This window comes from Alteripontixanthobacter muriae, assembly GCF_013336795.1.
GTDB classification, from domain to species: Bacteria; Pseudomonadota; Alphaproteobacteria; order Sphingomonadales; family Sphingomonadaceae; genus Pseudopontixanthobacter; species Pseudopontixanthobacter muriae.
The window spans coordinates 1-25,636 of record NZ_JAAFZT010000031.1 but is presented as its reverse complement, the minus strand read 5'-3'; the positions used below and the strand labels follow the sequence as shown (position 1 = coordinate 25,636).

Sequence of the window (25,636 nt, the reverse complement as noted above, 5' to 3'; positions counted from 1 at the left end):
GAAGAGGAGCGAGCAGGGGCTGCTGGTTCGAGTCCTTCATCTGGATCAAGTTTTCTGCTGTGTTTTCAGTGGTGGCGGGTTCGAGTCCCAGAAGAGGACCCGCACCATCAGGACCGTCAACCAGAGCCTTCAGCAACGCTTCTCTAGTCTCGCGTGAGCGTTCTGGGAGGCTGTTGAGGACGGTCTCAAGCCAATGACCCTCATCATCGTTGAGGGGAGCATCTGGAGCCCTGACGGGTTCGCTCATGCTCGATGTGGCGATCTCGTGATCATCTCGGTCAGTGGGTTGGTCGATCATCAGTTGAGCGTCTCACAGATCGTCTGTGGGTCAAGCGACGATGTGGCGCTTTGGCGCTGTGAACTGATGTCATGGTGTCGATAAGCGGACGCTTGCGCAACAAATCGCCTTTCGGTGCATTGAGCAAGTGGAGGTTTGCCATGTTGAAGCAGATTGCATTCATAAGCGCACTCGCCTTTGCTGCCAATCCTGCACTGGCTGATCCAGACGACGATGACCGCAGGGAAGGCTACGGCGAACAAGCCAGTTGGGATCGCGACGACCGCGACGACGACTGGGACGACAGCGATGATCGAGATGACGATCACGACGACCACCATGACGACGACTACGACGACGACGATCATGGTGATGATGACGATGATGATGATGATGATGATGACGATCACGACGACGATGACGATCACTGGGATGATCGCGATGACGACCGATACGATCCCGACGATTGAAGTCAGTCAGGGTAAGCTGTCTTTCTACTACGCCGCCAGCGCCCGATAGACGCTCGCCCGAGCGATTCCCATCTCACGGGCGATCTGGGCTGCTCCCAGACCCTGCTCACGAAGTTCTCTCACCTTCATGGGATCGATAGTAGCAGGACGGCCTTTATACTTTCCTTGCGCCTTCGCCTTGGCGATCCCTTCCATCTGACGCTCGCGGCGGATGTCGTTCTCGAACTGGGCAACGGCACCAAGGATCGACAACATCAGCTTGCCGGTCGAACTATCGGTATTGACGCCGCTCTGGTTGAGGCAGCGGAAGCCGACATTCTTCTCGGCCAGCTTCTCGATGATCTGGTGAAGGTCACCCACGCTCCTCGCGAGACGATCCAGTCTCGTCACCACCAGCGTGTCACCTTCCCGCACAAAGTCGAGGGCATTGATGAGTTCGATCCGATCACTGGCTGACCTTCCCGACATCTTCTCGGCGAACACCTTCTCACATCCTGCTTCTGCCAAAGCCTCATTCTGGATGTCGAGTGACTGTCCGGTTGAACTCACGCGCGCATAGCCGACGAGCATCGCTTCTCCTGCCTCATTTGAGATTAGACCCGATGGTCTCATGCATCTCAAAATCCGCAAGACATTTATTTGCGACGCGATTCCGATCCCCTGCGGACAGTCGCAGGTGAGTTTACTCATTTGAAATGGGAAGCTTGTCCACTCGCCGATCTGATCGAGAGGGGGCTCCGCCCCCATGGATCAAAAAGTGAGGGGGTCGAGCAAAGACACCGAGATGACATCGACATCGACATCGATGTGAGTTCGACTTCCTAAAAGAGGAACAGCGAGAAGGAGCGGCATCGCCAGATGTCGATCCTTGGAAGCTGTTCGCAAGGGTGCGCGGCGTAGCGTCAGCGGAGCCGGGTGCCCGCTGCCGGAATACTCATGAGATGATCAACGGGCGGCAACACCTGCACGCTACGCGCACAGGCGCTGCCTTCGAGACCTTGGACTTTCGACAAGGCGCTGTGCGCCTCGCCGCAAGCCCTGCGGTCCATTCCTCCTTCGGAGGTAATCGATTGAAGTCGAAATCACGCCATCCGTGTCCGCGATAACTCTTATATATTAAGAGAGTTTCTGCGGACAAACAGTCGAAGGAGATCGGCCGACGGACAGTTAAATAATGCGAAGGAGAAGGCAGGTGGGAGAGGCAAGCCGACCGCTGGATGGCTCTTAAGCAGCTTTCTGCGCAAGTGGCTGCAATTGATATATCCGCTTCTAGCGAGCGCCTTTTGAAGTATGATAGTCCGAAAATGGGGTGGGCAGCGGACAAAGCTATTCGTTGTTTTGAGAACCCAAGGGCGGCAGGCAACGCAGGTCTTCGATCTCGCGAGCCGTCCGTTCCGCCGGGTCGGTTGCGATGGTTTCCAGAGTCTCCACGCGCTGCTGAAGTTTCGCCACGAGCCTGCGCAACTGTTCGTTTTCCTCGTCAACCGATTTTAGCGTTTTGATAGGTTTAGAGTTGGCTTCGACAAAAAGCTCCACAAAGCCACAGTTTCCGCATCGCCGAGCATCCAGTTCGGCCGTCCGCTTTCGGAATCCAGCCGTCAAACTCGACCAGAAGGTCGCCTCACCATCAATCCACCCAAGACGACCGCCGTCACTCTGATTGTAAGCATATCCTTCCGTCATCAAACCGCGACACTTAGGACAGTCGGGCATAGCTTACTTCCTCCATCACCGTGGTTCGCCTCGGTCGTAGCTCAGATGGAATTGATCCACAAACTGGGTTGAAGCCGAATGTCTGCTCATGGGGCGTTAGCTGAAAAGCAGCTTATGGCGTAGAATTTCAGAAAGCGGCCAGTCCGATGATGGCGAACCGCCGAAGGCGAGCGAGTGCCTGATATTAGGGTGGGAAGCGGACACCCCTCCCGTCACCATTCACCCACCGGAATTGGGCTCAAATTGCTCACGAGGACTGCCGTCGACATGCATGAGGCGCTCAGTGGGCAGCTTGATGACTAGCCCGCTATGTTCAAGCCGATGGTCGTAGATTGCCCCTAGCAGCCCAGCCATTTCCTGACCTGAAACTTCCGCGCCGATGGCATTAAAGCCGATTGCGAGGCCCTCGCCCATGCTACCAGTCCAGCGCCCCACCAAAACACGAACAGGGCCAACATGGTGCTTTCCTATCCTCGGCAAGACCTGCTCCACCCACCGTCGTGGGATGCCGGTGTCGCGTTCTTCGGCAGGGAGGCTGTGGATTTGGTAGGCGCGGGGCCGGTTCACGAACCAGCCGAGTATTGCTCGCGCTACAGTCGTGTTGCCGCCGCTGGGGGTGTCTCGAAGATCGATTACGACTGGCTGCCCAGTGCGGGCTCCTGCCATCGCCTTATCGAAGGCGGCAATGGTGGCAGTTTCTCCGAGGGCATCATTGACACGGAATGTGAGGTTACCCTGTGGCTCCGTCACGGTGATAGGAGGGCGCTCCTCGCGTGGCACCGAGTAGAGGCTAGGTAGCTCAAAGAAGCGCACGGCTCCTTCACCCTGCACTTGGAGACGGCGGGGTCTATCCCTCCGCCCCGCAGCAAGAATCCGCGCCGCAAAGGCTGCCCTCTCGCTTGTTGCCGGAAGCCCAAGATCGGTCCAGAAAGCGGAAACGGCATCTTGGATGGGGACCCCCCCCACGCTGACAATCCGATCTCCCCGCCTGATCCCCGCTTCCTGCGCCGGGGAGGCATTCCTAACTGCGTCGACCGTATAGACGCCGTCATGCTCAACCACCCAGAGGTCGGCGTAGCTTGGGACAACGGCCCAGCTATCAGCAAGCGACGATCCGGTGATTGCATGATGGTCGGAAAGACTAAGCAGAACACGCTCAGCATATCGGAGCAAAGATCGACGGTCGCTGACCTGTTCCGCTTCGAGGCGCATCTTCTCTGAGATTGGCGCGGTCGCGGAGCCGAACCGGTCGAGATATGCATATTTGCCGTTTATGAGCGGCTTGATCGAAAGGGCATCTTGGCGATGCGATGCAGCTTCGGAAGCGTCCGCTTCGGAAGGTTGCGCAGCCGCAGCGGAGGCCATGCCTGCGACGGGCTTGAGGGAGTCACTGGGCGACATTGTGCAGCCCATCAGAAGGGCTGAGACGAGAAGCAGCGATAAAAATTGAGACATGGGCGGTCAGTGTGTCACTACCAGCTACCAAGTCAATAATCCCACGGCCTGAAGTGGGTCGCTAGCCGAACGGTAGCTTCGGCACAGAATGGCAGCGGACAGCCAACCAGCTTTCGGCAGCATTCGCGAGGATGCCAAGCTTGAAGGTTGACTTAAATGGACGAGGGAGCGGTGAAAGTTCTGCTCCACCGCTCCTGAAGCGCCTTAGTGTGCGCTGTGGTCTACCGTGCTCGTGCTCTCTTGATGCTCAGCATGGTCCTTCTCGCTCATCTCGGCGCAACAGCACTTCTTGTCCTCTGCTTTCATCTTTTCACAGCACTCCATGGCGGGCGGGGTTGGTGCGGCCTGCGCGTGAGCGACAGAGGGAAGCGCTACGCCAATGGCGGCGACAATGAGGAACTTTTTCATGTGCTCTCCGGAAGGTTCAATTGCAAAATTCGAAGCCTCCTCTTGCTCTAGATTGCTGAATGAGATCGGAACAAAGAACGGTAGCCCAACTGCCAAGATTGCCTGCTCGGCTAGATGGGGTTGATCGCTCCCCGCGCTCCTGTTCTAAAAAGCTTATATGCATGCGGGAGAGCAAACACTTCCGGTTTGGTGTCCCTAGTGAGCCATCCACGCGGCACACGAGGAGCAATCTTCGAAACCTCTCGACGCAGCTTCGTCCATCGCTTTTTCGTTGCATCCGGAGCGACCTTCCCAAGCACTGAAAAGTAGTTCCCGATCCAACCGAAAGAAGACATTCCAAAGCTGTCCTCCGAGTTCTTCGGCTCCACCATCACGGTCAAATCGATGATGCTCGGAAGGTTGTTCAGAAAGGGCTGGCCGAACTGATTGAGCCGGTGCTGATCCCAGCCTTCGAAGGGGTTGATGATCTCTTCATAGATATCGCTCAGACGAACTTTGTCCGGGACTAGAAGAGGGCCGCCATCCTTGTGCCAGAACGAGTAGTGCCCGTCGGCCTCGACTTCGTAGTCGAGCACTGCCTTCCAACGATCTCCTTGCTCATGCCTCAGCAAAGCCAAGTCGTTGTCTGACCGCAAAATCTCATTAAGCAGCGGAAGGTCTTCCGACCCGATATAGAGCGGTATCCAAGCCAAGTGACCTCTCCTCAGGAAGGCGAACGCGGAGGCACATACCCTTCTCTCGCTTTATGACACTTTAGGAGTGGAAGTCGCCCAGTCAGCCGTAATAAGTAATTTCGAAGCGCATGCCATCGGGGTCTTTCATGAACAGAGCCCAGCTTGTGCCGAGCCGTTGCATCTCTGGCACTTCGAAGCCGCGACTACTCATTGCCCCGGCAATCGCCTCCACGGCCTCTTTTGATGGCGCGGTGAAGCCGAGGTGATTCAGCCCGACGCCGTAGCGGCGATAGCCCTCACCGGGTTCGGCCGCTTCCTTTATGTCGATGTAAACGCCATCGCTATTGCCCCACACATGATCTCGGCTTTTCTTGAAGCCAATCTCCGGCAGCAGGGCCTCATAGTAGGCAAGTGAGCGATCAAGGCTGCCTACGAGCAGCACGATGTGGTCGAGTTTCATAGTCAGACGAGTTTATCCGAATTGCAATTTTCGAAGTAGACGGAGCTTTTCAGGCCCCGAGTGAGTGTAAATGAGCGGACCGTTGACGAGTGAGGAATTCAATCTAGCAGCGCTGGTTGTTTGATATGGCTCCCGAACCCGACCAGCGAGTGAGGACAGCCGGAAGCTCCTTTGGCGATACTGCCTGACCAAACAAGAAGCCTTGTCCAATCTGGCACCTGTTCTTCATCAGAAAGCTAAGCTGTCCTTCTGTTTCGATGCCTTCGGCGACGACCGCGATATCCAAACTGCTCGCCAGCCTTATCACAGCCCTGACAATCGCAGCGTCTTCCTCATCGATGCAGAGGTCTCGAACGAAGGATCGGTCAATCTTGATAACGTGCACCGGAAATTGCTTGAGGTGGGAAAGGGAAGCATAGCCAGTGCCGAAATCGTCTAGTGCGATCTGCACGCCAGCAGCCGCGAGCGTATGCAGGGCAGTTTTCACGAACTCTGCGCCACGACCGAGAAAAACCTTTTCGGTGATCTCAACTTGCAAAAGAGAAGGAACGAGTTGCGCCTTATGAAGGCGTTCCAGTATGCGCTCTGCATAGTCACCTCGGCGGAACTCTGCCGCCGCAGCATTCAGCGCCACATGACCGAAATTAAATCCATCGTCTGTCCACTGCCGCATGTCCGCGACCACTCTGTCCAACATGCAGTCGCTGATCTCAGCCGCGAGCGTCAGGTCTTCGAACGCCGCATCGATGGTCTCGGGCTTGCGCATTTTGCCGGATGGGTCACGCCAGCGAAGAAGTGCCTCGAACCCGTTAACCCGGCGATTCCGCAAATTGATTTTAGGCTGGTAAAAGGACGCAATGAGATTCTCGTCTAGAGCCGAACGGGCGGTCGAGAGCATATTCAGCCGCGCCTTCAGATTGGCGCGCATCTCGGGTGAAAACAGCCTGTAGGCACCTCCTCCTGCCGACTTGACCTCATAGAGCGCGAGGTCCGCAGATTTGAGAAGTTCGCTTCGGCAGTCCGTATGCTGAGGGAAAATGCTCGCTCCGATGCTCACTTTCAGATCAAGCAATTTGCCGTCATAGACGAAAGGCTTCTTTAAAGCCGCGAGGATCGATTGAGCGGCACGCTCAACATCTTCTTGCCCTTCGATGGTTTTGAGGATGATGGCGAATTCGTCACCACCTAACCGCGCAATGAGATTGCCGTCTGTAACAGAATCGCGCAGCCGCTCTGCCAACACGCAGAGGAGCGCGTCTCCCGCATCGTGGCCAAGCGCATCATTGGTTCGCTTAAAATCATCGAGGTCGAGCATCAGCACTGCTGCGGCGCAGTCGCATGCGCTCGCATCTTCAAGCTGTTGCTCAAGCACGCTGTTGAACAAAGTCCTATTCGCAAGTCCCGTCAGGGCGTCGTGGTTGGCAGTCCAGTTCGCCCGTTCTTCAGCGATCTTCTGATGAGTGATATCTCGTGCGGTCGCAACGAAGCCGCTTGGCACACCCGACCGGACAGCAATTGGCGCGATGATGATGTCCCACCACACAGTTACACTTTCGTCGGAATGGCAGGCTGTGAAGTGACCCACCGTGCCGCTTCGAGCGACATCGAAGGCTCGCCGCGCATCTTCGCGTGCTCCCGGACCGACCTCATCAATCCAACTTCTTCCGATCATGGGTTCGGATGTGAGCATCCCAAAGGCCCGCTCCGCAGCCTCGTTGAGATACTCTATCCGGCCTTCCTGATCGAGAAAGGATACGCAATCGGGAGTTGAGGTAATAATGCTGCGGTTACGAGCTTCGCTTGTTTCGAGGGCCTGCTTGGCGAGGAATGCCTCATGAACATCGGTGGAGGTGCCAAACCAGCGAACAATTGCCTCATCGTCGGATTTTTGCGGCTGAGCGCGGCTCAAGACCCAACGATAAGTGCCGCTCTTATGCCGAAGCCGATAGGAGCACTCATAAGGCTCTCCGTTGGTCATGCTGGCATTCCAGCGTTCGTCAGCCAGCGCACGGTCGTCGGGGTGAACTAAATCAAGGCGAGTGACATCTGCATCAGAAATTGTGAGATCAACCCCTGTGAAATCACGCCATCTTCGGTTGTAATAAGCATCTGTTCCATCAGGAGACATCGACCACACCATCTGCGGAATCGTGTCCAGTGTCGCGTGTAGTCTCCTCGCGTCCTCTGCTCTTTCGCGTTCGGCAGCCTTTCGGCTTTCGATGTTGCGAAAGAAGGCGACGATGCCATCGTCGATTACGGCTGTATGAACCTCGAACCAGCCACCCAGAGGAGGGAAGTAGCCTTCAACGGTTTGCGACGTCTGCTCGTTCATGGCAGCGTTGAACTGCTCCCAAAATGGAGAGTCCTCCAGTTCCCCGAATACAGACCTGATATGGGCGCCGATCAGATCGCGCCCTTGCGCAATCTCTTCTGACGCTCTCCGGTTGAGGTATGTAAAGCACCAGTTCCGGTCCAGCGTGTAGACGCAGTCAGTCGTGGTCTCCATGAATGTGCGGAGTTGGGCGGCCGCAGAAGCAGCTACAGCCTCTGAACGCTCCAGCGCGAGGCGAAGATTATAATCGGTTGCGTTTTCTAGCGCCCGCTTCTCGCCCTCATTCAAAGGGTTTACGCGCTCGGCCAAATGCGGAGTAGGAAACTCCTTGAACTCCGTCATTTCAATACCCCGCCTATTCTGAAAGGCTTTATCACACAGAATCGGTAAATGGAGTCTTTCTTGCTGCCGAGAAACCCTGTTCGTCCAGATGACATAATCGCGAGTGATGTCGCTCATGGCGTAGGTCACACCTTGGTGGCCGATCAGCAATCCTGCGACCGCCTTCGCCAGCGGGGATGAAGGCATGGGCGATCAACAGTCCGATTGCCGTTAGGGCGCCCATTACGGTCAGCCGACGATATGCGGCAAGCGAATGAGGTGATGATTGATCCAGCCCAGCAGGGCGGAGGCGACCACCGGCATTGCGACGAGGTCGAAAGGGCTGAGCGATGCGGAGGTTTCAAGCATGCAAAGGCAAGCAGCTCAGGATTAAGAACATGGACATGCGCTGCGAAGGTGCTGAGGCCGCGCGGCCTGAACAGCCGTATTGGCCGAAAATCTCGACTTCTCTGGCAACAGCACTCGAGATTGCTGGAAGCCTGTGAAAGTAACACGAGCGAATGGCGATTCGGACATCTGGCTTATCGTGGCTAGCAAAGCCTGGAACTGCATGGTCTGGAACGGCGATGCTCCGATGTCGTTGCTGTTATCATGGTAGGAAAGCAAACTTGGGCGATCGCTGAAGGATACATACCCAGCGGCGGTGCGGGTGAGGATGACCAGGCAATGGTCTCGCATGAGACCGCATGCATTCTCAATCCCGGCGAGACGGACGCGCAGGTCGAGATCATGATCTACTTCAATGATCGCGATCCTGCAGGTCCTTATCGCCATACCATCGCCGCGCAGCGGACGCTTCATCTGCGCTTCAACGACCTTGAAGACCCCGAGATAGTCCCGCGCGACACCGATTATGCATCGGTAATCAGCTCCGACCAGCCGATCGTCGTCCAGCATACGCGGCTGGATTCGCGGCGCGGCGGCGTCGCCCTGCTCAGCACGACGGCTTTTTCGCAATGAGCCGGGTCGTCGTCGTGACCGGGGGAAGCGCCGGGATTGGCCGCGCGACCGTGCGCGATTTTGCCCGCGCAGGTGCTGACGTCGCCATTCTGGCGCGTGGTCCGGAGCGTCTCGAGAACGCTGCCCGCGAAGTGGAGGCGGCAGGAGGACGGGCGCTGGCCATACCGGTCGACGTCGCAGATGGTGAGGCTGTAGAGGCGGCGGCAGAACGGGTCGAGAATGAACTCGGGCCTATCGATATCTGGGTCAACAATGCTTTCGCAGGCATATTTTCACCGTTCATGGAGATGAGCTGGGAGGAATATGAGCGCGTCACGGCAGTAACCTACTTCGGGCAGGTGCATGGCACCCGTGCGGCCCTGAAGCGCATGGTGCCGCGCGATCGCGGAACCGTCGTTCTTGTCGGCTCCGCGCTCGCCTATCGCGGCATTCCGCTCCAGTCGGCCTATTGCGGTGCAAAACATGCCCTGCAGGGATTTCTTGATTCGATCCGGCCGGAACTCGAATATCGCGGCAGCAAGGTCCAGGTCACCATGGTGCAACTGCCCGCCGTCAACACCCCGCAGTTCGACTGGGCCCGTGCGCATATCGCGAACAAGCCGCGTCCGGTCGGCAAGATCTACCAGCCCGAGGTAGCGGCGCGGGCGATCCGCTTCGCGGCAGATGCAGGGCGCAAGGAGGTCTGGGTGGGCAGCACGACAGCCCAGGCGATCGTCGGTGACAAGGTGGCTTCTCCTCTCGTCGACCATTATCTTGCAGAAACCGGGGTGGACGGCCAATCCGGCGAAGAGCCGCTGGACGCGGACCGCCGCGACAACCTCTTTTCTGCACCGCCCGGCGATCCGGGCGCTCACGGCAGGTTCGACGACAAGGCCGTGGGCAGCAGCTGGCAAATGGCGCTCAATCGCCACCGCAACGGAGTAATCGGAGGAGCCGGATTAGCCGCTGTGGGGCTGCTGTTGGCGCGCTGGCGCGGAAAGGCCTGAACCCGGTCGTGAACCAAATGGCATCAGCAGATAATCTCCCCGCCGAAGCCATCGTCGTGATCGGACCCAGCGCATCGGGCAAGAGCACGCTGGCACGTGTGTTGGCCGCGTATCTCCGCCGGCCCTTCATCGAAGGAGACGAATTCCACACGTCGGATAACCTCCGGAAACTAAAGGCCGGCATTCCTCTTAGCGATGAGGACCGCGGGCCATTTCTCGACAACATCGGTCATGCGATGGCGCAAGCGGATTGGCCTGTAATCGTCAGCTGCTCGGCACTGAAACCTGCACATCGGGAGCGGCTGCGGCGCTTCGTGGATGAGATAGTGTTCGTTTGGCCGGAAGTGCCGGAAGACGAGCTGGAGCGGCGCACGCGGCAACGCGAGGGTCACTTCATGTCGCCAACATTGCTGGCCGATCAGATCAGGATTTTCGACCCGCCCGCACCGCCAGAACGCTTCATTCGCATCGACGGCACAGCGCCGACTGCAGACCAGGTGCAAACTCTCGTGCAGCAGTTGAAGGCATCGTCATAGCTCTGGCGGAGACATGCGTGACTCATCGCACTTGCGCCGGCTTTGCGGAACTGGCCCGCTGAACCGGGCATTATCGAGGAAGGCAAGGAGGAACGGCATTGACGCAGTGGTGGCGTGACGCGACGATTTACCAGATCTATCCCCGATCCTTTCAGGACACGAGCGGCGATGGTATCGGCGACCTTGCGGGGATACGCCAGCGGCTGACCCATGTGCGCGAGCTTGGAGCGGATGCGGTCTGGCTGTCTCCCGTCTTCAAATCGCCGATGAAGGATTTCGGCTACGATATTTCGGATTACCGGGCCATCGATCCCCTATTCGGAGACATGGCCGAGTTCGACGCCCTGCTGGCCGCCGCGCATGAACAGGGCCTCAAGCTGCTGCTCGACTTCGTGCCGAACCACAGTTCGGACCAGCACGCGTGGTTTGCCGAAAGCCGATCGTCGCGCGATAATCCGAAGCGCGACTGGTATATCTGGAAAGACCCTGCACCAGATGGTGGACCGCCGAACAATTGGATCGGCAATTTCGGCGGATCGGCATGGGAATGGGACGAGCACACCGAGCAATATTACTACCACGCATTCCTGACATCGCAGCCGGACCTCAACTGGCGCAATCCCGATGTGCGCCATGCAATGCACGATGTGCTGCGCTTCTGGCTGGACAAGGGCGTCGACGGCTTCCGCATCGATGTGGTCTGGCATCTGGCGAAGGACCCGCAATTCCGCGATAATCCGCCCAATCCCGGTTGGAAGCCGGACCAGCCGGAAATCCAGCGCAATCTGCAGATATATTCGGCTGACGATCCCTTCGTACAGGAGATCGTGGAGGAACTGCGCGATGTGGTCGAGGAATATCGCGACCGGCTGCTGATCGGCGAGATCTACCTGCCGATCGAGCGGCTGGTGGAGTATTACGGCAAGAACAATGAAGGGTTGCATCTGCCGTTCAACTTCCAGCTGATCCAGTCACCGTGGAGAGGCGATGTGATCCGCGATCTGATCGCCGAGTATAATGCGGCTGTTCCCGGAGGCGGCTGGCCCAACTGGGTTCTGTCCAATCACGATCAGCCCCGCATAGCCAAGCGCGTCGGCGGCGCACAGGCACGGATTGCAGCAATGCTCCTGCTGACGCTGAGAGGCACGCCGACGCTGTATTATGGTGACGAAATCGGCATCGGCGACGTGCATATCCCGCTCGCCCGTATTCAGGACCCCTGGACGAAGAACGAACCCGACACCAGCTTCAACCGCGACAAGGCGCGGACGCCGATGCAATGGTCGGCTGACCCGCACGCAGGTTTCAGCAAGGCCGAACCGTGGTTGCCGCCGACGGACGATTGCCGAACGCGCAATGTAGCCTGTCAAAGCGAAGAGGTTGGCTCGATATTGTCGCTTCATCGTGCGCTTCTGGCGCTACGGGCGGAGAACGAAGATCTTCGCCGAGGCGATTATCGGCCGCTGGAAGCGTCGGGGCCGATCGTCGCTTATGTCCGGGGCAAAAGCATCGCGGTTGTACTCAATCTCTCCTCCGAGGCCATCGAATTGGACCTGCCCAATGAATGCCGGAACGGAAAAGTGCTCCTGAAGGCGTCAACCGGCCAACCGGGTGGGGCGGTTCCGCAGTCGATCGCAGGAGACGAAGGCATCATCATATCACTTGCAGGAACGCACGAATGATCAGCGATCTCTGGTACAAGCACGGCCTCATCTACAATTTCGCCCTGAGTGCATTTCTGGACGGCGACGGCGATGGAACAGGAGACCTTGCAGGCGCCATTCAGCGGGTCGACTATCTGCACGGGTTGGGCGTGACGGCGATCTGGCTGGCACCCTTCCAGCCATCACCCATGCGCGATCACGGTTACGACATCTGCGACTATTACGGAGTCGATCCGCGCTACGGATCCTTTGGCGATTTCGTCGAATTCTCGCGCGCCTGCAAGCAGCGCGGCTTGCGCCTGATCATGGATCTGCCGATCAACCACTGCTCCGACCAGCATCCGTGGTTTCAGAAAGCCATCGAGGATCCGGAAAGCAAATATTTCGATTATTTCATCTGGGCCGACGAGAAGGCGGACGATGCCGATGAAGGCATGGTCTTTCCCGGCGTGCAGGAGACTACCTGGACGTTCAACGAGAAAGCGGGGAAATACTATTTCCACCGGTTCTACGAATTTCAGCCCGACCTCAACATGTCGAACCCCGAGGTTCAGCGGGAGATCCTGAAGATCGTCGGTTTCTGGCTTGAACTGGGCGTATCCGGGTTCCGCATCGATGCCGTTCCCTTCCTCATCGCCGAGGAAGGGATCAACGTGAAGAACCCCGAGCCCGCCTATGGATTGCTGCGCGACATTCGCGCGCTCGCCCAGTGGCGCAAGGGGGACGCGGTGCTGCTGGCGGAAGCGAATATCACGGCGGAAACAGCCGCCAAATATTTCGGCGACGACGGCGAACGGTTGCACATGATCCTGAACTTCCCGGTCAATCAGACGCTGTTCTACGCCCTTGCCACCGGCGATACGCTGCCGCTTCGCGAGAAGCTGGAGAGTTCGAAAGGCATCCCGCAAACCTCACAATGGGCGAATTTCCTGCGCAATCACGACGAACTCGATATCGGGCGCTTGCCCGGCGATCAGCAGCAGGCCGTGTTCGACGCATTCGGGCCCGAAGAGGAGATGCAGATCTATGGGCGGGGCATACGGCGGCGGCTCGCACCGATGCTGGGGGGCGACCGCAGGCGGATCGAACTTGCCAACAGTCTGATGATGACGCTGCCCGGCACGCCGGTCGTGCGCTATGGAGACGAGATCGGCATGGGAGAGGATCTGTCGTTGCGGGAACGGGAATCCGTGCGGACGCCGATGCAGTGGTCGGATGGTCCGAACGGCGGATTTACCTGCAGCGACGATCCCATCCGGCCGCCGATCAGCGAAGGCCCGTATGGCTATGAACGGCTGAATGTCGCCCAGCAGCGCACCGAAGACGATTCCCTGCTCAACTGGATGGAGCGGATCATCCGTGCGCGCAAGGAATTGCCCGAGATCGGCGAAGGCGAATATTGTATTCTGGAAACGCCGGCAGGGGTGCTGGCGCTGCGCTACGAATGGCAGGGCGAACTTTCGGTCTTCATCCACAATCTCGAGGACTGCCGCCGGGAAATCTCGGTCGATGCCGGCGCGGTAGCGCGGGACATCGGACATCTGACCTGCGTCCTTACTCACGACCGTTTCGAAGTGGATAAGGATGGGTCTTATCCCATAATCCTCGAGCCTTATGGCTATCATTGGCTGCGTGCCGGCGGACTGGAGAGATTGCCCGGCAAATGAAACGCCTGAAGGTCATCGCATTATCGAAGCCGTCGGCCTTGTGCCGCATCATCCATTGCAAGGAGTCGAAAACATGAACCGTCCCGTCGGCACGGAAGAGTTCGTGCTCAACCAGACCATGCTTCGGATCCGAGATCCCGAAGCTTCCATCGCCTTCTACCGTGACGTGCTCGGCATGACACTGCTGCAACGGCTCGATTTCGAAGAGATGCAGTTCTCGCTCTATTTCCTCGCCTATCTGGGCGATGGCGAGACTGTGCCCGAAGCCCCGGCAGAGCGGGCGCGCTTCATCTTTTCCCGCGCAACGACGCTGGAGCTTACCCATAATTGGGGCACCGAAACGGATGCGGATTTCGCTGGCTACCATAATGGCAATGCCGAGCCGCGCGGCTTCGGGCATCTCGGCATCAGTGTGCCCGACGTGAACGCCGCCTGCGAAAGGTTCGAGGAATTGAACGTGCCCTTCATCAAACGCCCGAATGAGGGCCGCATGAGCGGCATCGCCTTCATCGCCGATCCCGACGGTTACTGGATCGAAATCCTGTCGCCTGCGGGCATGGCTCCGGTCATCGGCGCGGGCGGCGCTTGAGAATAGCCGGCTGCGGTAGCGGCGCTTATCTGACTCCGCTACCGAAGGTGTAGGTCAGCGCTGCGCCACCTGCGATCTGGTCGCGCGATCCGAACTGCTGGACGACCGGCGAATCCGCAGGGTCGGCAAGCAGCCGGTCATATTTCACATAGCTGTAGATACCCCATCCCGGCGTGAACTGCCTGATGTAACCGACAGCGACCCCTGCCGACTGCAATCCGCCATCGGCATCATAGGCGGGAAGGCCGGGCGAGGCATCTTCGGGGCGGATGCCAAAGTAGGAATCCTGGTAAGTGATGTCGGTCAGCTTCAGCCGCGGACCCACGGACAGCAATTGTCGATCTCCGTCGCGCAGGACATAGTCGGCGCTGAGGACCGATATGAACCCGTCATGTCCGCCCAGGCCCTGCCGCGCTTCTGCCCGCAGGCGGATATTCTCGCTGACTGCATATTGCGCGAACGCACCCACTTCGACGGTGAAGCCGACATCGGGCAGGGTGCCGCCGACTTCGCTCGACTTGCGCTTGCCCTCCAAGCCCAGGGACGGACCGAAGGTCAGATTGCCGGTACGGACGAGCGTGAAGCCAAAACTTTCGTCCGGTGCTTCAAATGCGAATTCCGCATTTCCGCGGGCTCTGGCAATATCGAACAAGGGACGCAGGACGAGATCGTCGGAGCCGGGATAGCTGGGCACAAGCTGCGGGCCGAGTGCGACCCTGACCCGCCGCGGTTCGCCATCGCTCAGATCTTGTGCAGATGCCTGGGCCGGAAGCAGAATCGCGGCACTGATGAGAAGATAGCGGATCGGCAGAAGATGCATGGTGTTTGGTCCTGTAGTTTGGCGGCCTGGCGGCGACAGATTTACCGCCAGCACGGACTTTCGTCTTTCACTACCCAATACACCAACCGATAACCACCTCTTACGATGGCCTGCGCCAGATCACCGGTCAATCGACCTTCGTCAGCGGCGTGCTGCTGCCGTCCTGCGTGAAGATGCCGCGAGTGATGCGGCCGTCCTCCTCGATGAACACCACTTCGGCATTCACGGCACGCCAGAAGAATTCCAGCGGTGCGCGCGGGAAGATCGGGAAGGCGCCCTGACCAGTTACTGCAGCGAGCAATTGGTCGCCTTGCCTGGTAATCTCGATGTTCAGGTCAGGTGTGAGGCGCCATGTGCCGACGACCCGGTCGAGTTGCTCTTCCATGAGTTCCACCGGCTCACCGCGTGCAACCATCTGCAGGGCATCGGGCACCGGGCCAGCCTCTGCCACCGGCGCACCCGCCAGCAGGTGCAGCGCAATGTCCTGTGCCGAAGGCTCGACCGCACTGTTGGTCAGAACGACGACGGCGCGTTCGCCTTCCGGTTGCAGCGCCATGTGGGTTCTAAAGCCGCCGGTGCCCCCGCCATGCATCAGGATTGTGCCGCTCGGGGCAGGAATCATCATCCAGCCCAGCCCGGCGTCAAACCCCGGTGCCTCACGCGGATCGGCCACTGCCGCCCGCATGGCCGAAGCCAGCGGCGATTGCGGATCGAGCGCGGCCTGCAGGAATTTCAGCATGTCACCGGCCGTAGAACGCAGCGCGCCAGCGCCGGCGAGAGCGGGCAGGCTCCAGGCAGACGTCGGCCGGTTGAATTCATCGCGCCCGGTGGCGAAGCGTGCCTGCTGGGCCTGGGTCAAGGCGATAGCGGTATCGTGCATCCCCAAAGGTTCAAGGATGCGCGTACGCACCAGCGTTTCGTAATCGGTGCCAGCAGCCCGCGCGAGAGCATAGCCGAGGAGGCCCACCCCCAGGTTGGAATATTCATATTCGCTGCCGATGTCCCGCTGCAGTTCGTAACCCGCCAGAAATTCGAGCAGCTGCGCTTCGGTATAGTCGGCATAGGGATCCCGCGGATCGGCGGGCATCAAGTTGCTTGGCAATCGGGGCAAGCCGGAATCCTGCCGGGACAGGTTCTTCAGCGTGATCTGCTGCCCTCCGCGCATGGGCATTGTGGCGCCCTCGGGCAGGTATCTGGCCACCGGATCGTCCAGCGACACGGTTCCGTCCGCGGCCATGTCAGCCAGAAGCAACCCGGTGAAAACCTTGGTCATCGAGCCGATCTCGAAGATCGTGTCGGCGCCGAATGACGATGCGCCCGCAGGTCCGCGAGCGATTGTGCGCGTGCCGCTACGATCGACGATCCCCGCTACCATGCCGGTACCCGGCCGCTGGGCGATCCGCTGTTCGAGCAGGGCGGCAATCTGTGCGTCTGCGGGTATTTCCCAATCAGCGGGCAGGGCGGGGCGCGCGGCAGCCGCCGCGCGTTCCGGCCGCTCGGCGGCGGAAAGCACCAATGGCAGCGCCATTGGACCCTGCGACCAGGTTCCGGCCCACTCTGCTGCATCGGCCTGCCATTCAGCCTCGTAAAATCCGCTCACCGCAGGGACGCGGAAGGAAAGACGGTTCCCACTCGCTTCGACTTCGGAAAGAGGGATGTCGAACGATCGCTGGTCGGGACTGTCCAGCGTTCCCGTGAGTTCTCCGCTCGGGCTACGTTCGATGTTCACGCCCAGTGGGAGCGTTCCACCGGGAGTGCTGAGAGTACCCTGCCAGTAGCCGACCGGCTCTTGCGCGAGAGCCGGGGCTGCGATGGCGATGGAGGCTCCGAGCAACGCGGCTGTCAGGGTGCTTCTCATCTGGTTTCCTCGTCATTTTGTTCAAAGGCGCGCTGCCATGCTAGATGAACGTTCAGATTGGTCCAGTTCGATGTTGCTTAATACAGGCTGGTTCTTGAGGCATTCTGGTGAAGAGCAGAAGAACCCTTCCAGGCGCATCAACTTCAAATCAGAAGGTGCGCCCCTCGAACCTGTCGCCGGATCTCTGCCGCCACAGGTCTCGGGGCTCCGCAGGTTGATCTTGCAAGCCCGCCTTCTTGCAGTAACAGGTTCCGATGGTCGCAAAAGCAGACAGTGTTTCAATCCGCGCGTGGGTGCTCGAGAACGACGTAGTTGCAGAACTGCCGCTCGACGAGCTCGCAAATTACCGAGGCGACGGCTTCGTTTGGCTCCACGTCGACGGGGCGGGTAGAAACGGCAGTCCCGATCTTTCCGCGTTCGTCCCGGGTCATGCTGCCAACGCTCTTCTGGCGAGCGAGACGCGGCCGCGCTGTGATGAGGCGGACGATGCCGCGCTGATCAACCTGCGGGGCACCGGGCGGGAAGCCACAATCGACACCGACCGGCTGGTCTCGATCCGCGTCTGGGTGGAAGCCCGGCGGGTCACCTCCGTAACGCGCAATACGCTCGGCGCATTGAGCAAGGTCGAAGCAGCGATGCGGGCCGGCAGGCTGCGTGATGGTGGCGATTTCGTTTCTGCGCTGGCGCAGGCGATCAGCATCGAACTTGACCCTAAGGTGGCCGCGCTGGGGGACAGGCTGGACGAGTGCGAGGGCGAGATCGAGAATGGCGACATCTATGTGCTGCGCCGAAACATAACTGCCCTGCGCTCGCAAGCCATCGCCTTTCGTCGTTTCGTGGCTCCCGACCGGGATGCACTCTCGACGATGGCGCAGCTGGAATTCGGCTGGATCAGCAAGGAGGACCGCATGCATCTGCGTGAAGCGGCGGACCGGTTTGCGCGGATGGCCGAGGAACTGGAGGCGGTCCGTGAACGCGCTGCGCTGCTGCATGAGCAGCTGACCGACCTCAGGGCAGAAATCGTCGACCGGCGATCACTGGCCATCGCCATCGTCGCGTTCATCTTCCTTCCCCTGACTTTCATCACCGGCCTTCTCGGAATGAATGTCGAAGGCATTCCGTTCGCTCAAAAGGAATGGGCGTTCTGGGGCGTGCTTGGCTTCTGCCTCGTGGTCGCGCTGATCGTGCTCGGCTGGTTCGCCTTGCGCCGGTGGCTTGAAGACTGACCCGGGCACTTTACGGCATCGTCTCCGTTGCCGGTCATGCAACCAACGGGTGCAAGCTCCGTCGTGTGACGACATATCAGGAGAACTTGCATGAAAGTTATCGATCTGTCCGAGGACGGCGCCAATCACTCAGAAGGCAAAAGGCGCGGATGACACGATGACCACTGCCCCGGGGGACGGCGGTCGCCGATAACCAGAACTGGCTCAAGGCAGGTGCGCGTGGCCCCGGCTTGCTCGAGGACCAGATCGCCCGCGAGAAGATATCTCACTTCGATCACAAACAAAATCCGGAGCGCATTGTGCACGCGCGCTACCTTCGAACTGTCGAAAATGGAGCGGGCGGACATCCGCACGCGAATGGCCGGTCACCTGCTGAACATCGACAGCGGGCTTGCACAGGAAGTAGCCGGCGGTCTCGTGCTTATTAAACTGCCGCCGAAGATCGAGGCTGTCCGGGAGCCGGTGACCGGCCTGCCGACCTCGGATGCCTTGTCCATTTTCAAGTACGGACCCGACAGCTTCAAGGGGCGCAAGCTGGTGATCTACATTGCCGAAGGTGGCGATGCCGATCTGGTGAAGGATCGGCAGGAAAGAAGAAAGGCTGCAGGCGGACTGACCGAGATCGTAGCGCCTCACATTTCCGGTGCGAAGCTTTCGGACGGGCAGGTGCTGGCTGCCGATCAGAAGATCGACGGCGGTGCATCGGTGCTTTGCGATGCGGTCGCGCTGGTGATGAGCAAGGCAGAGCGTCAGCGCGCCGCCGTGTAGGCTCCGCACGCGGGTTCGCTGATTTCAGAAAATTTCGGGACACCAGAGCCAAAGATCGGTCGCTTTAAGGATTAACGGTGATCATCCCGGACTGAAACGACTTGCCGGAATGGCCGCTGGCGGAGACGGCGTCCTTGTTACTAAGTAGCGTCGTATTATTATAACGATATATTATTTTACGATTGTCAAATTCCCCCACACATCTCCCCACGCTACGGCGCCGTCCAGTGAAATTTGCGCTGGTTTTTGGCCACCCCCGCCGCCACACAGCTACAAGCGTCTCAGCCGGTCTGCGAGCATTAGCATTTCTAACGAGCATTCTTCATCCAGCTTTATATACCGCACCATGTGCCGCTCATAGGTTCGGTGCCACAGTCCCTTCGGTCGGTGCGGGTATCGCTTCCACCCCTCTTCCCCGCCAAGCTTGCGTTGCAAACGGAACAGCCGCTCGAATGGCCTTTCGCGCGCTGCATCGCTGCGATTGGTAGCCAAGCCGACATCCCACCCGCGAAGCGAAGCGGTCTCCGCCGGGCGGCAGGTAAAGCTTGCCGACGCGCACATGGCGATACAGGCACATCATCCACCAACGTTTCCCGCCGTAATGCGGGACCGTGTGACATAGGTGGCTCTGTTGCAGGACCTGCTCCGCATCTTCACCGCTACCTCGGGTGAAGCGCAACTCCAGCCATTCGCTCCCCGGTTCGCTTATGTGCGCGGTGTACCTAATCGAATCGCTTGGCCTATCACCGCAACTCCAATGGAGCGAGCCACTAGTGGTGGAGCCTTCATGCGCCCGCTTGGTGCGCATCACCCATCCCGGATCGATACGCAAAGATGCGTCCGCCGTGAGCCTGCCTCCATGCCGTCCTGAACCGTAGCCGGCCATACATGGACGAATCGGACGGTGTTCTCAACCGCTAGAAATTATCCTAATTACTAGGAGATTTGCACATTTGGAACGGCTAGGAACGAGAAAAGTTTGCTACTCGCTCTTCATGTCCTCGCAAGGCTGCAGGATGTAGTCCTTCTCGAACACGCGGTTCATCGCTGAATTGACATTCGGCACGCTAACATCCCCTAACCGTAAAAGTCTTCATTCTAGGCTGTCTGGATAATTATGTTTCTTGGCTTTCAGAACAAAACGATTGCTGCCGTAGGCCTCGCTGTCACCGGCTTTAGCCTGCCAGCGGCTGCACAGACAGCACCTCAGGAGACGGATGCTAGCCAGACCCAAAGTTCACAGGGCGAAGGTCTACGTGAGCTTGGGCAAACGGTGGACACCGGGATTGGAGAAGTAGGGACTCGCCAGACTAGGGAGGATGCGGCTCCGAACCTTGAGCCCTTAGGCCGGATAAACTCACGGATACAAAATCGAATCCAGAACCGTATCCGGAATCGCATAGATCAAAATTATGATCCGACCGCAAATGCCACTTCTCCGTTCGAGAGGGCAGAAGAGCGTAACCGGCGTGGTAGTTCACCTACCCCGCGCTGATACAACGCCGCCGCTTGCGAAGCTTACCGCCGCGACGGACCGAAAGAAGCATTTAGCAATCTAGATCAACAAGCCACTGTTCGGGGGCTTTCCTGAAATTGAGTTGTTCTTGAATGTAATCGCGGAAAGAAATTCGCGGCTGGTGCAACGGCGTGGCTGTTTGTCCGCCTGCCAAGTTTTCCTCGATTATCAGTAGACTTGCTTTTGCGCTCGGCTGCCAGCTTGCTGCAAGTTCTGCGTCCAGCCGCACCTCTTTCCGGTGATTGGTCCACCATGTCCTGCCCGCGTCAGGTTTAACGTAACGCCCGTTTTAACACTCGCCGCCTTCAGCACGTAGCGCAGCACGTTGGCCGCGTTCGCCTGCTGTCTGTGGCCTCTACTTCCCTCTAGTTTAGAGAGCCGCCGGCCGATAATCGTGCCCTTACTGGCACCTGCACTCCAGGTGCCGCCAGCCGCCTTGATCCAGCGCCGCGTCCGGTTCTTCAGTGTCATGCCGACCGGCAGGTGCAGCAGAATGTGGACATGCTCGCCCTTGCCGCTGGCGCACTCGCGCACCCACAGCGCAGTCATGTGCCCGCCCTCACGCCGTGCCTGCTTCGCCACCATGTCCAGCAAGCGAGACACGAACCGCGCGCCGTCCTGCGGCTGAATGCCTGCAAAGCCGTAATGCACCGTCCAGTGCCGCTGGAATGTTCTGCCAGTATCGAACGCACATCGCCCCGCCGCGATTAAGTCGGACACTTGCTGGTCGCTCAGATTGTCGCTTGTCCTGTCAGCACGGTTGCGGGCACCGCCCCATGTCTTAGGCGGGCAGGCTATTGCGGGAGCGGCATGGCAACTAGGAGTATATCGAATACCGCAAGCGCCATGCCAGTTTCACGGCTTTCGCCGTTTTCTGCCGTTTCTTTATCGGCAGCGCCGTGGCCAGGGGTGACTTTCCGGCCATCGCGGTGAAGTTTCAAGTTTGCAGGAATACAGGGCGCACCGAATGACTGACCGATGTGCCCCGCAGATTGCCCTAGTAGCCGATTTCCGGCCCGCTGGGTGCGATAGTGGCAACATAGGCTGCAAGGTCGCGGGCTTGGTCGGGAAGCCGCTCCAGCGGAATCGTGCAGCCTTCACGCGATGGACGCCACTCATCCTTAGCGCGATGCCACTTGCGCCAGTTCCCGCGCTGCCATCCCTGACAGGTGGAGATTTTCAGCCGCCAGTTATCGCCCTTGTAGGTCTGCTCGAACAGGATGTTGCCGCTGCTCATGCTGCTGCCCTCCTGTTTTCCGGCTGTGTTATCAGGCTGCCGGTAGCGGGCATGGCGGCAATCGCCCTCACGCTGGGTGTCGATCACCAGCCCGTCCTGCCGCAGTATGTGAATGGAAGCGCCAAGCCTCGTATGCCACGGCAGGGTATTTCATTGGGTAATTCCGGCCGAAGTGTTAGCGAACACCGCCAGCACCCGCGCCCGTTTGCCTCGGTAGCGCCAAGTACGGTCTGTGGCGGTGCGGAAGACTGTGGCGCAGGATACCTGCTCACGCTCACTTACATTGGCGTTGCCAGCGGCACCGCTTCTCCGGTAAGCAGGTTTCGCAGTTGCTCCAAAGGAATTGCACAGGGGGGTGGTCGTTGCCGCGACCGCCCCCTGTTTCGTTGGCCCGCTCACGCTGCCTTTCCTATGGCTACGGTAGCGACGCCGCCCATGCTTCGGCGTCGGCGCGGGCAATCCGAGTGGCGATGCCAAATTTGCGGAGCCTTATTCGACCGGCATTTACTTCGCGGTAAAACGATGTTCTGCCGATTGAATATCGGTCGCAGAAATCTGCCACCTTCATTAGTTCGGGAGTGTCCACTTCCATGTTCCTAGTCCCGGAGCCGCCGGGCCGACCCCCGCGAATGCCGGGGTGCCGCTAAGGATATAGAATCAGGGGCTTCGCTCAACGCAAAACAAGTGACACACGCTGGCGCCTTGGTGTCACTCAGCGGTCTCTTAGCCGAAAAAGCCGCCCATCTTCAGTCAAATCAAAGCCATCAGGAAGATAAGTGCGAGCAGCAGCATTGTACTCCCCTGTGAGCATATCGCGCCATTCTATTTGTTGCTTTCGAAATGTTTTGAGTCTTCTGAAAACCTGTCTACGCGAAAGACCATATACTTTCTCCGCCCAAGCAATTTTGGATTCAAGCTTTTGACGTCGACTACGGCCATGTCTATTTCATCGGCCATTTACCTTGTTTGGTGCGCATGTTTGATCGTGTCAGCAAACTGGATTTTCGAGCCTTTTGACGGTTTGTGAACTTTAAAGTGATGGAATGGGCTTCGCCCGTAAAAAGATTTATACAGGCCCCCCAAGAAGGCCTGAGACTCGGGAGGTAGCTCCGTCCGGACCAATACATCCCAAATCGCCTCAGCAATCTCAAATTGATCAACTTCTGGATTGTCGAAGAGAGATGGGTCGTTGAAGTGCTTGATCCGCTGGTAAAATTCCTACGCTTCTTTTGAGACAGTCTTTTTCATTGCGCCAGCCGAACGACGTTACCGCCGCTCACTCCTTCGCAATAGTTCGCCTAGGCTGTCATCATCTCCCGCCGCTTTTCTAACATGGTCCCGCGCTGATAGGCGGCGACCGTCTTGTCGCTGACAACATGCGACAGCGCCGCCTCGGCAAGCTCGGCTGCGGTCTTCCTCGGCTCCCTTATCGCGCAGCATTTTGAGCAAGGTCATATCCGACAATTGGCGGCGCGGGTTCTGGCCTGGAAAGACAAGTTCGCTGACGGGGGAACGGAACGCTTTCGCTCGCTTGAGCACGTCTAAAGCTGCTTCCGACAGAGGAACAACATGGGCAGTCCCCGCCTTCATGCGCTCGGCAGGGATCGTCCAAAGTTTCTTCTCGAGGTCTATTTCACCCCAGCACGCGCCGCGCACTTCGCCGGAGCGCGAGGCGTTCAGGATCAGGAATTCCAGGGTCAGTCGGCTCACCGACGAACGCCCGCGCAGCCATACGACGAACGCAGGTAGGTCGGGGTAGGGCATCGCGGCGCAGTGGCCTTGCTTCTTGGGTGGGCGCGGTAAACCGCGGATTACCGAGCGCATCGGTGTCTCGGTTTCGCGAAAGCCTTCCGCGCAAGCCCAATCCAGCACCGAACCGATACGTTGCCGCACTCGCCTCGCAGTCTCGGGCTTCGTCAGCCAGATTGGAGAAAGCGCATCGCGGATTGCCGGACCCTCAATCTCCGAAACGAGTTTTTCGCCCAACGTCGGAAAGGCATAGGTTTCGAGCGTGTTAATCCATTGCGCCTGATGTTTGCCGTTCTTCCACGCGGCCTTATGTTCTTCATGGACGAGCTTGGCGGCGTCGCGGAACGTGGGGATGACCAGCGTTTCCTTTTCACGCTCAGCTAAAACGTCGACACCTGCTTTCATTTCCTTGCGGAGAGCTCTCGCGGCTTCGCGAGCGTCTGCCAGAGGCAGGTCGGCGAGGATGCCCAATCCGATGTCCCGACGCCTTCCATTGGCCTGGACCCTGACAATCCAGCTGCCTTTGCCTTTCCCGGCGAGTTTAAGGATCAGTCCCTCACCGTCAGAATAACGACCGGGTTCAGCAAGATTCTTGACCCCCATTGCCGTTAGTTTTCCCATTGCTCATTCCCTTCAAGCGGCGATGCCGATTGCACGGCGGGACCAATCCCGGTGCTTGTAAAGGAAACCGCAACGCTTGGAAGCACGGCGGGCGATCTGCTGAGGCAGAGGCAGCGGCTCGCTACCTCAGGGAGTTAGCCCGAGTCGTCGCGAAAATGATTGAGACATAAGCTGCCATTCCGCTCACTACTCAGTAGCAGATGCTGCGTCGGAAGCGCCTGCCGAGGATCGATGTGCTGGCGGCGTTCCGCCTTATCATAGGTTAATAGATGACCTGTGTAGCTCCTGCGGCAGATAGACCGCCGCCCGTGTCGACAAACGGGAACTGGGATGGAAAGTGTGGCGACGCCAGGGGGGCCAATGGGAAAGTTTCCCTTTGCACGGATCGCTTTTTAATCAATGAACTTTTGTAACCGGTGCGGCGGCAACCTCGCCGCCGATATGCCCATCGAGCGTGGTGCCTGGCGCCTCGATCTTCACAGTGTTGATTACAAGGGGCAAGCCCTCAGAGTCACTCGCGCTGAAGCTAGCATGTTGCACTCCCTGGCCGCTGCCCGCGGAACGATCATCAGCGCAGCAGTACTTGCTGAGCGGACAGGCTATGAAGGCGAAGATCCAATGAACGTAGTCTCAGTGACGCTTTGCAAACTGCGGCGGCGCCTGCCTGAAGCTCCGTTCGAAAGTGTTCGAGGTTTCGGCTATCGCTGGGCGCCCAAGCACCTCTAAGTCACAGGGCCGCTCGTGCGGTGACAACCGAACGATGACGGGCTGCCGCGCACACCAATGGTTCACGCGATGTAATTTTTTGGGTGATCCTTGCTGAACGTTGGGGATTACGCGGCCGCACCAGAGTTTTTCAACACTAAGCACCGACTCCTGGATATTCGCCGCCGTATTGCCATCGCTTCGGAGCATGTAGGCAGATTTTCAGCGAGCTCGCGAAAGCGGGCATTCAGCAAAATTGCTGATGCTCCGGCTTGAGCCGACCCTCGAAGCACGTTCGAAAAGCATGATCTGTCTCATTTCGCCGCACTATGAAGAAATTAGAGTCTAATGATAGTGAATTTTCTGCTAACAAGTTTGTAACGAGTCGCACCGTTGATGCCGAGAGCCTTGCCGAAGTCCAATTAAGGATGGCGGCATTCCATGCTCTCCCTTTCTTTTTAAGGAGCGAGTCGATGTCACACCATAAATTCATTTTAGCCGCAGGTTCGCTCGCATTCGCGAGCGCATTCACTGCGCCCGCACAAGCAGCTACTTTGCTCGGCGTGTTTGGCGGAAACGATTGCACGGGAGGCTTCTCTGCGT

Annotated in this window: 23 protein-coding genes and 1 pseudogene; 12 read left to right on the top strand and 12 right to left on the bottom strand. The window is 58.6% G+C overall.

The window, feature by feature from the left end; genetic code table 11:
* Positions 1 to 438 precede the first annotated feature (438 nt).
* Positions 439 to 747, top strand: coding sequence for a hypothetical protein (locus tag G7A66_RS13990; protein ID WP_206675159.1), 309 nt, complete (start codon positions 439 to 441; stop codon positions 745 to 747).
* A 27-nt stretch (positions 748 to 774) separates the two neighbouring features.
* On the opposite strand, the gene G7A66_RS09655 is transcribed toward G7A66_RS13990, so the two are convergent.
* The 7 genes from G7A66_RS09655 to G7A66_RS09625 all read right to left on the bottom strand — a co-directional run bounded on the left by G7A66_RS09655 (position 775) and on the right by G7A66_RS09625 (position 8,317).
* Positions 775 to 1,317 carry a recombinase family protein gene (locus tag G7A66_RS09655; RefSeq protein ID WP_174295482.1) on the bottom strand — a complete coding sequence of 181 codons (543 nt, stop codon included), beginning with the start codon at positions 1,315 to 1,317 and terminating at the stop codon, positions 775 to 777.
* A gap of 756 nt (positions 1,318 to 2,073) precedes the next feature.
* Positions 2,074 to 2,430 carry a hypothetical protein gene (locus G7A66_RS09650; RefSeq protein ID WP_174295481.1) on the bottom strand — a complete coding sequence of 119 codons (357 nt, stop codon included), beginning with the start codon at positions 2,428 to 2,430 and terminating at the stop codon, positions 2,074 to 2,076.
* A 249-nt stretch (positions 2,431 to 2,679) separates the two neighbouring features.
* Positions 2,680 to 3,915, bottom strand: a complete 1,236-nt coding sequence (locus G7A66_RS09645) for a S41 family peptidase (RefSeq protein WP_206675158.1) — start codon at positions 3,913 to 3,915, stop codon at positions 2,680 to 2,682.
* Between the two features lie 204 nt (positions 3,916 to 4,119).
* Complete coding sequence (locus tag G7A66_RS09640) at positions 4,120 to 4,323, bottom strand: hypothetical protein (protein WP_174295480.1); 204 nt, start codon at positions 4,321 to 4,323, stop codon at positions 4,120 to 4,122.
* A 110-nt stretch (positions 4,324 to 4,433) separates the two neighbouring features.
* Positions 4,434 to 5,015 carry a hypothetical protein gene (locus G7A66_RS09635; protein WP_174295479.1) on the bottom strand — a complete coding sequence of 194 codons (582 nt, stop codon included), beginning with the start codon at positions 5,013 to 5,015 and terminating at the stop codon, positions 4,434 to 4,436.
* Positions 5,016 to 5,097: 82 nt separating this feature from the next.
* Positions 5,098 to 5,457: a VOC family protein gene (locus G7A66_RS09630; protein ID WP_174295478.1), complete on the bottom strand. Its 360-nt coding sequence runs from the start codon at positions 5,455 to 5,457 to the stop codon at positions 5,098 to 5,100.
* A gap of 103 nt (positions 5,458 to 5,560) precedes the next feature.
* Positions 5,561 to 8,317, bottom strand: a complete 2,757-nt coding sequence (locus G7A66_RS09625; RefSeq protein ID WP_174295477.1) for a sensor domain-containing protein — start codon at positions 8,315 to 8,317, stop codon at positions 5,561 to 5,563.
* A gap of 405 nt (positions 8,318 to 8,722) precedes the next feature.
* Here G7A66_RS09625 and G7A66_RS09620 point away from each other — a divergent pair, with 405 nt between their 5' ends.
* From G7A66_RS09620 to gloA, 6 genes are all read left to right on the top strand, one after another.
* Positions 8,723 to 9,091 (top strand): sensory rhodopsin transducer, encoded by a 369-nt coding sequence (locus G7A66_RS09620; protein ID WP_174295476.1) that lies wholly within the window; start codon positions 8,723 to 8,725, stop codon positions 9,089 to 9,091.
* Positions 9,088 to 10,077, top strand: coding sequence for an SDR family oxidoreductase (locus tag G7A66_RS09615; RefSeq protein WP_174295475.1), 990 nt, complete (start codon positions 9,088 to 9,090; stop codon positions 10,075 to 10,077). Before G7A66_RS09620 ends, G7A66_RS09615 begins: the two co-directional genes overlap by 4 nt.
* A gap of 17 nt (positions 10,078 to 10,094) precedes the next feature.
* A complete protein-coding gene (locus G7A66_RS09610) occupies positions 10,095 to 10,613 on the top strand; it encodes a gluconokinase (RefSeq protein ID WP_174295474.1) in 519 nt (172 codons plus the stop codon).
* 98 nt (positions 10,614 to 10,711) lie between these two features.
* Positions 10,712 to 12,295, top strand: coding sequence for an alpha-amylase family glycosyl hydrolase (locus G7A66_RS09605; protein ID WP_174295473.1), 1,584 nt, complete (start codon positions 10,712 to 10,714; stop codon positions 12,293 to 12,295).
* Positions 12,292 to 13,944 (top strand): alpha-amylase family protein, encoded by a 1,653-nt coding sequence (locus tag G7A66_RS09600; RefSeq protein ID WP_174295472.1) that lies wholly within the window; start codon positions 12,292 to 12,294, stop codon positions 13,942 to 13,944. Before G7A66_RS09605 ends, G7A66_RS09600 begins: the two co-directional genes overlap by 4 nt.
* A 73-nt stretch (positions 13,945 to 14,017) precedes the next feature.
* Positions 14,018 to 14,533: a lactoylglutathione lyase gene (gloA, locus tag G7A66_RS09595; RefSeq protein ID WP_174295471.1), complete on the top strand. Its 516-nt coding sequence runs from the start codon at positions 14,018 to 14,020 to the stop codon at positions 14,531 to 14,533.
* Between the two features lie 25 nt (positions 14,534 to 14,558).
* Here gloA and G7A66_RS09590 read toward each other — a convergent pair whose 3' ends face one another.
* The gene (locus tag G7A66_RS09590; RefSeq protein WP_174295470.1) at positions 14,559 to 15,353 is read right to left on the bottom strand and encodes a MipA/OmpV family protein; all 795 of its coding nucleotides are present in this window, start codon (positions 15,351 to 15,353) and stop codon (positions 14,559 to 14,561) included.
* 127 nt (positions 15,354 to 15,480) lie between these two features.
* A complete protein-coding gene (locus G7A66_RS09585; protein WP_174295469.1) occupies positions 15,481 to 17,211 on the bottom strand; it encodes a serine hydrolase in 1,731 nt (576 codons plus the stop codon).
* 254 nt (positions 17,212 to 17,465) lie between these two features.
* Here G7A66_RS09585 and G7A66_RS09580 point away from each other — a divergent pair, with 254 nt between their 5' ends.
* From G7A66_RS09580 to G7A66_RS13980, 3 genes and pseudogenes are all read left to right on the top strand, one after another.
* Complete coding sequence (locus G7A66_RS09580; RefSeq protein WP_174295468.1) at positions 17,466 to 18,437, top strand: CorA family divalent cation transporter; 972 nt, start codon at positions 17,466 to 17,468, stop codon at positions 18,435 to 18,437.
* Between the two features lie 173 nt (positions 18,438 to 18,610).
* Positions 18,611 to 18,748 (top strand): annotated as a pseudogene (locus G7A66_RS14630) (catalase); the annotation flags it as partial.
* Positions 18,735 to 19,205: a hypothetical protein gene (locus G7A66_RS13980; RefSeq protein WP_206675157.1), complete on the top strand. Its 471-nt coding sequence runs from the start codon at positions 18,735 to 18,737 to the stop codon at positions 19,203 to 19,205. The pseudogene G7A66_RS14630 and the gene G7A66_RS13980, both read left to right, overlap by 14 nt.
* Positions 19,206 to 20,889: 1,684 nt before the next feature.
* On the opposite strand, the gene G7A66_RS09570 is transcribed toward G7A66_RS13980, so the two are convergent.
* The 3 genes from G7A66_RS09570 to G7A66_RS09560 all read right to left on the bottom strand — a co-directional run bounded on the left by G7A66_RS09570 (position 20,890) and on the right by G7A66_RS09560 (position 24,310).
* Positions 20,890 to 21,372 carry a hypothetical protein gene (locus G7A66_RS09570; RefSeq protein ID WP_174295467.1) on the bottom strand — a complete coding sequence of 161 codons (483 nt, stop codon included), beginning with the start codon at positions 21,370 to 21,372 and terminating at the stop codon, positions 20,890 to 20,892.
* Positions 21,373 to 21,718: 346 nt separating this feature from the next.
* Positions 21,719 to 22,045 carry a hypothetical protein gene (locus G7A66_RS09565; protein ID WP_174295466.1) on the bottom strand — a complete coding sequence of 109 codons (327 nt, stop codon included), beginning with the start codon at positions 22,043 to 22,045 and terminating at the stop codon, positions 21,719 to 21,721.
* A 1,179-nt stretch (positions 22,046 to 23,224) separates the two neighbouring features.
* The gene (locus G7A66_RS09560; RefSeq protein WP_232366796.1) at positions 23,225 to 24,310 is read right to left on the bottom strand and encodes a tyrosine-type recombinase/integrase; all 1,086 of its coding nucleotides are present in this window, start codon (positions 24,308 to 24,310) and stop codon (positions 23,225 to 23,227) included.
* Positions 24,311 to 24,727: 417 nt separating this feature from the next.
* On the opposite strand from G7A66_RS09560, the gene G7A66_RS14625 reads away from it, so the two are divergent.
* Together G7A66_RS14625 and G7A66_RS13975 are read left to right on the top strand one after the other, a co-directional pair.
* Complete coding sequence (locus tag G7A66_RS14625) at positions 24,728 to 25,054, top strand: winged helix-turn-helix domain-containing protein (protein ID WP_174295465.1); 327 nt, start codon at positions 24,728 to 24,730, stop codon at positions 25,052 to 25,054.
* A gap of 308 nt (positions 25,055 to 25,362) precedes the next feature.
* The coding region (locus G7A66_RS13975; RefSeq protein WP_206675156.1) for a hypothetical protein at positions 25,363 to 25,636 on the top strand (274 nt) is incomplete at its 3' end.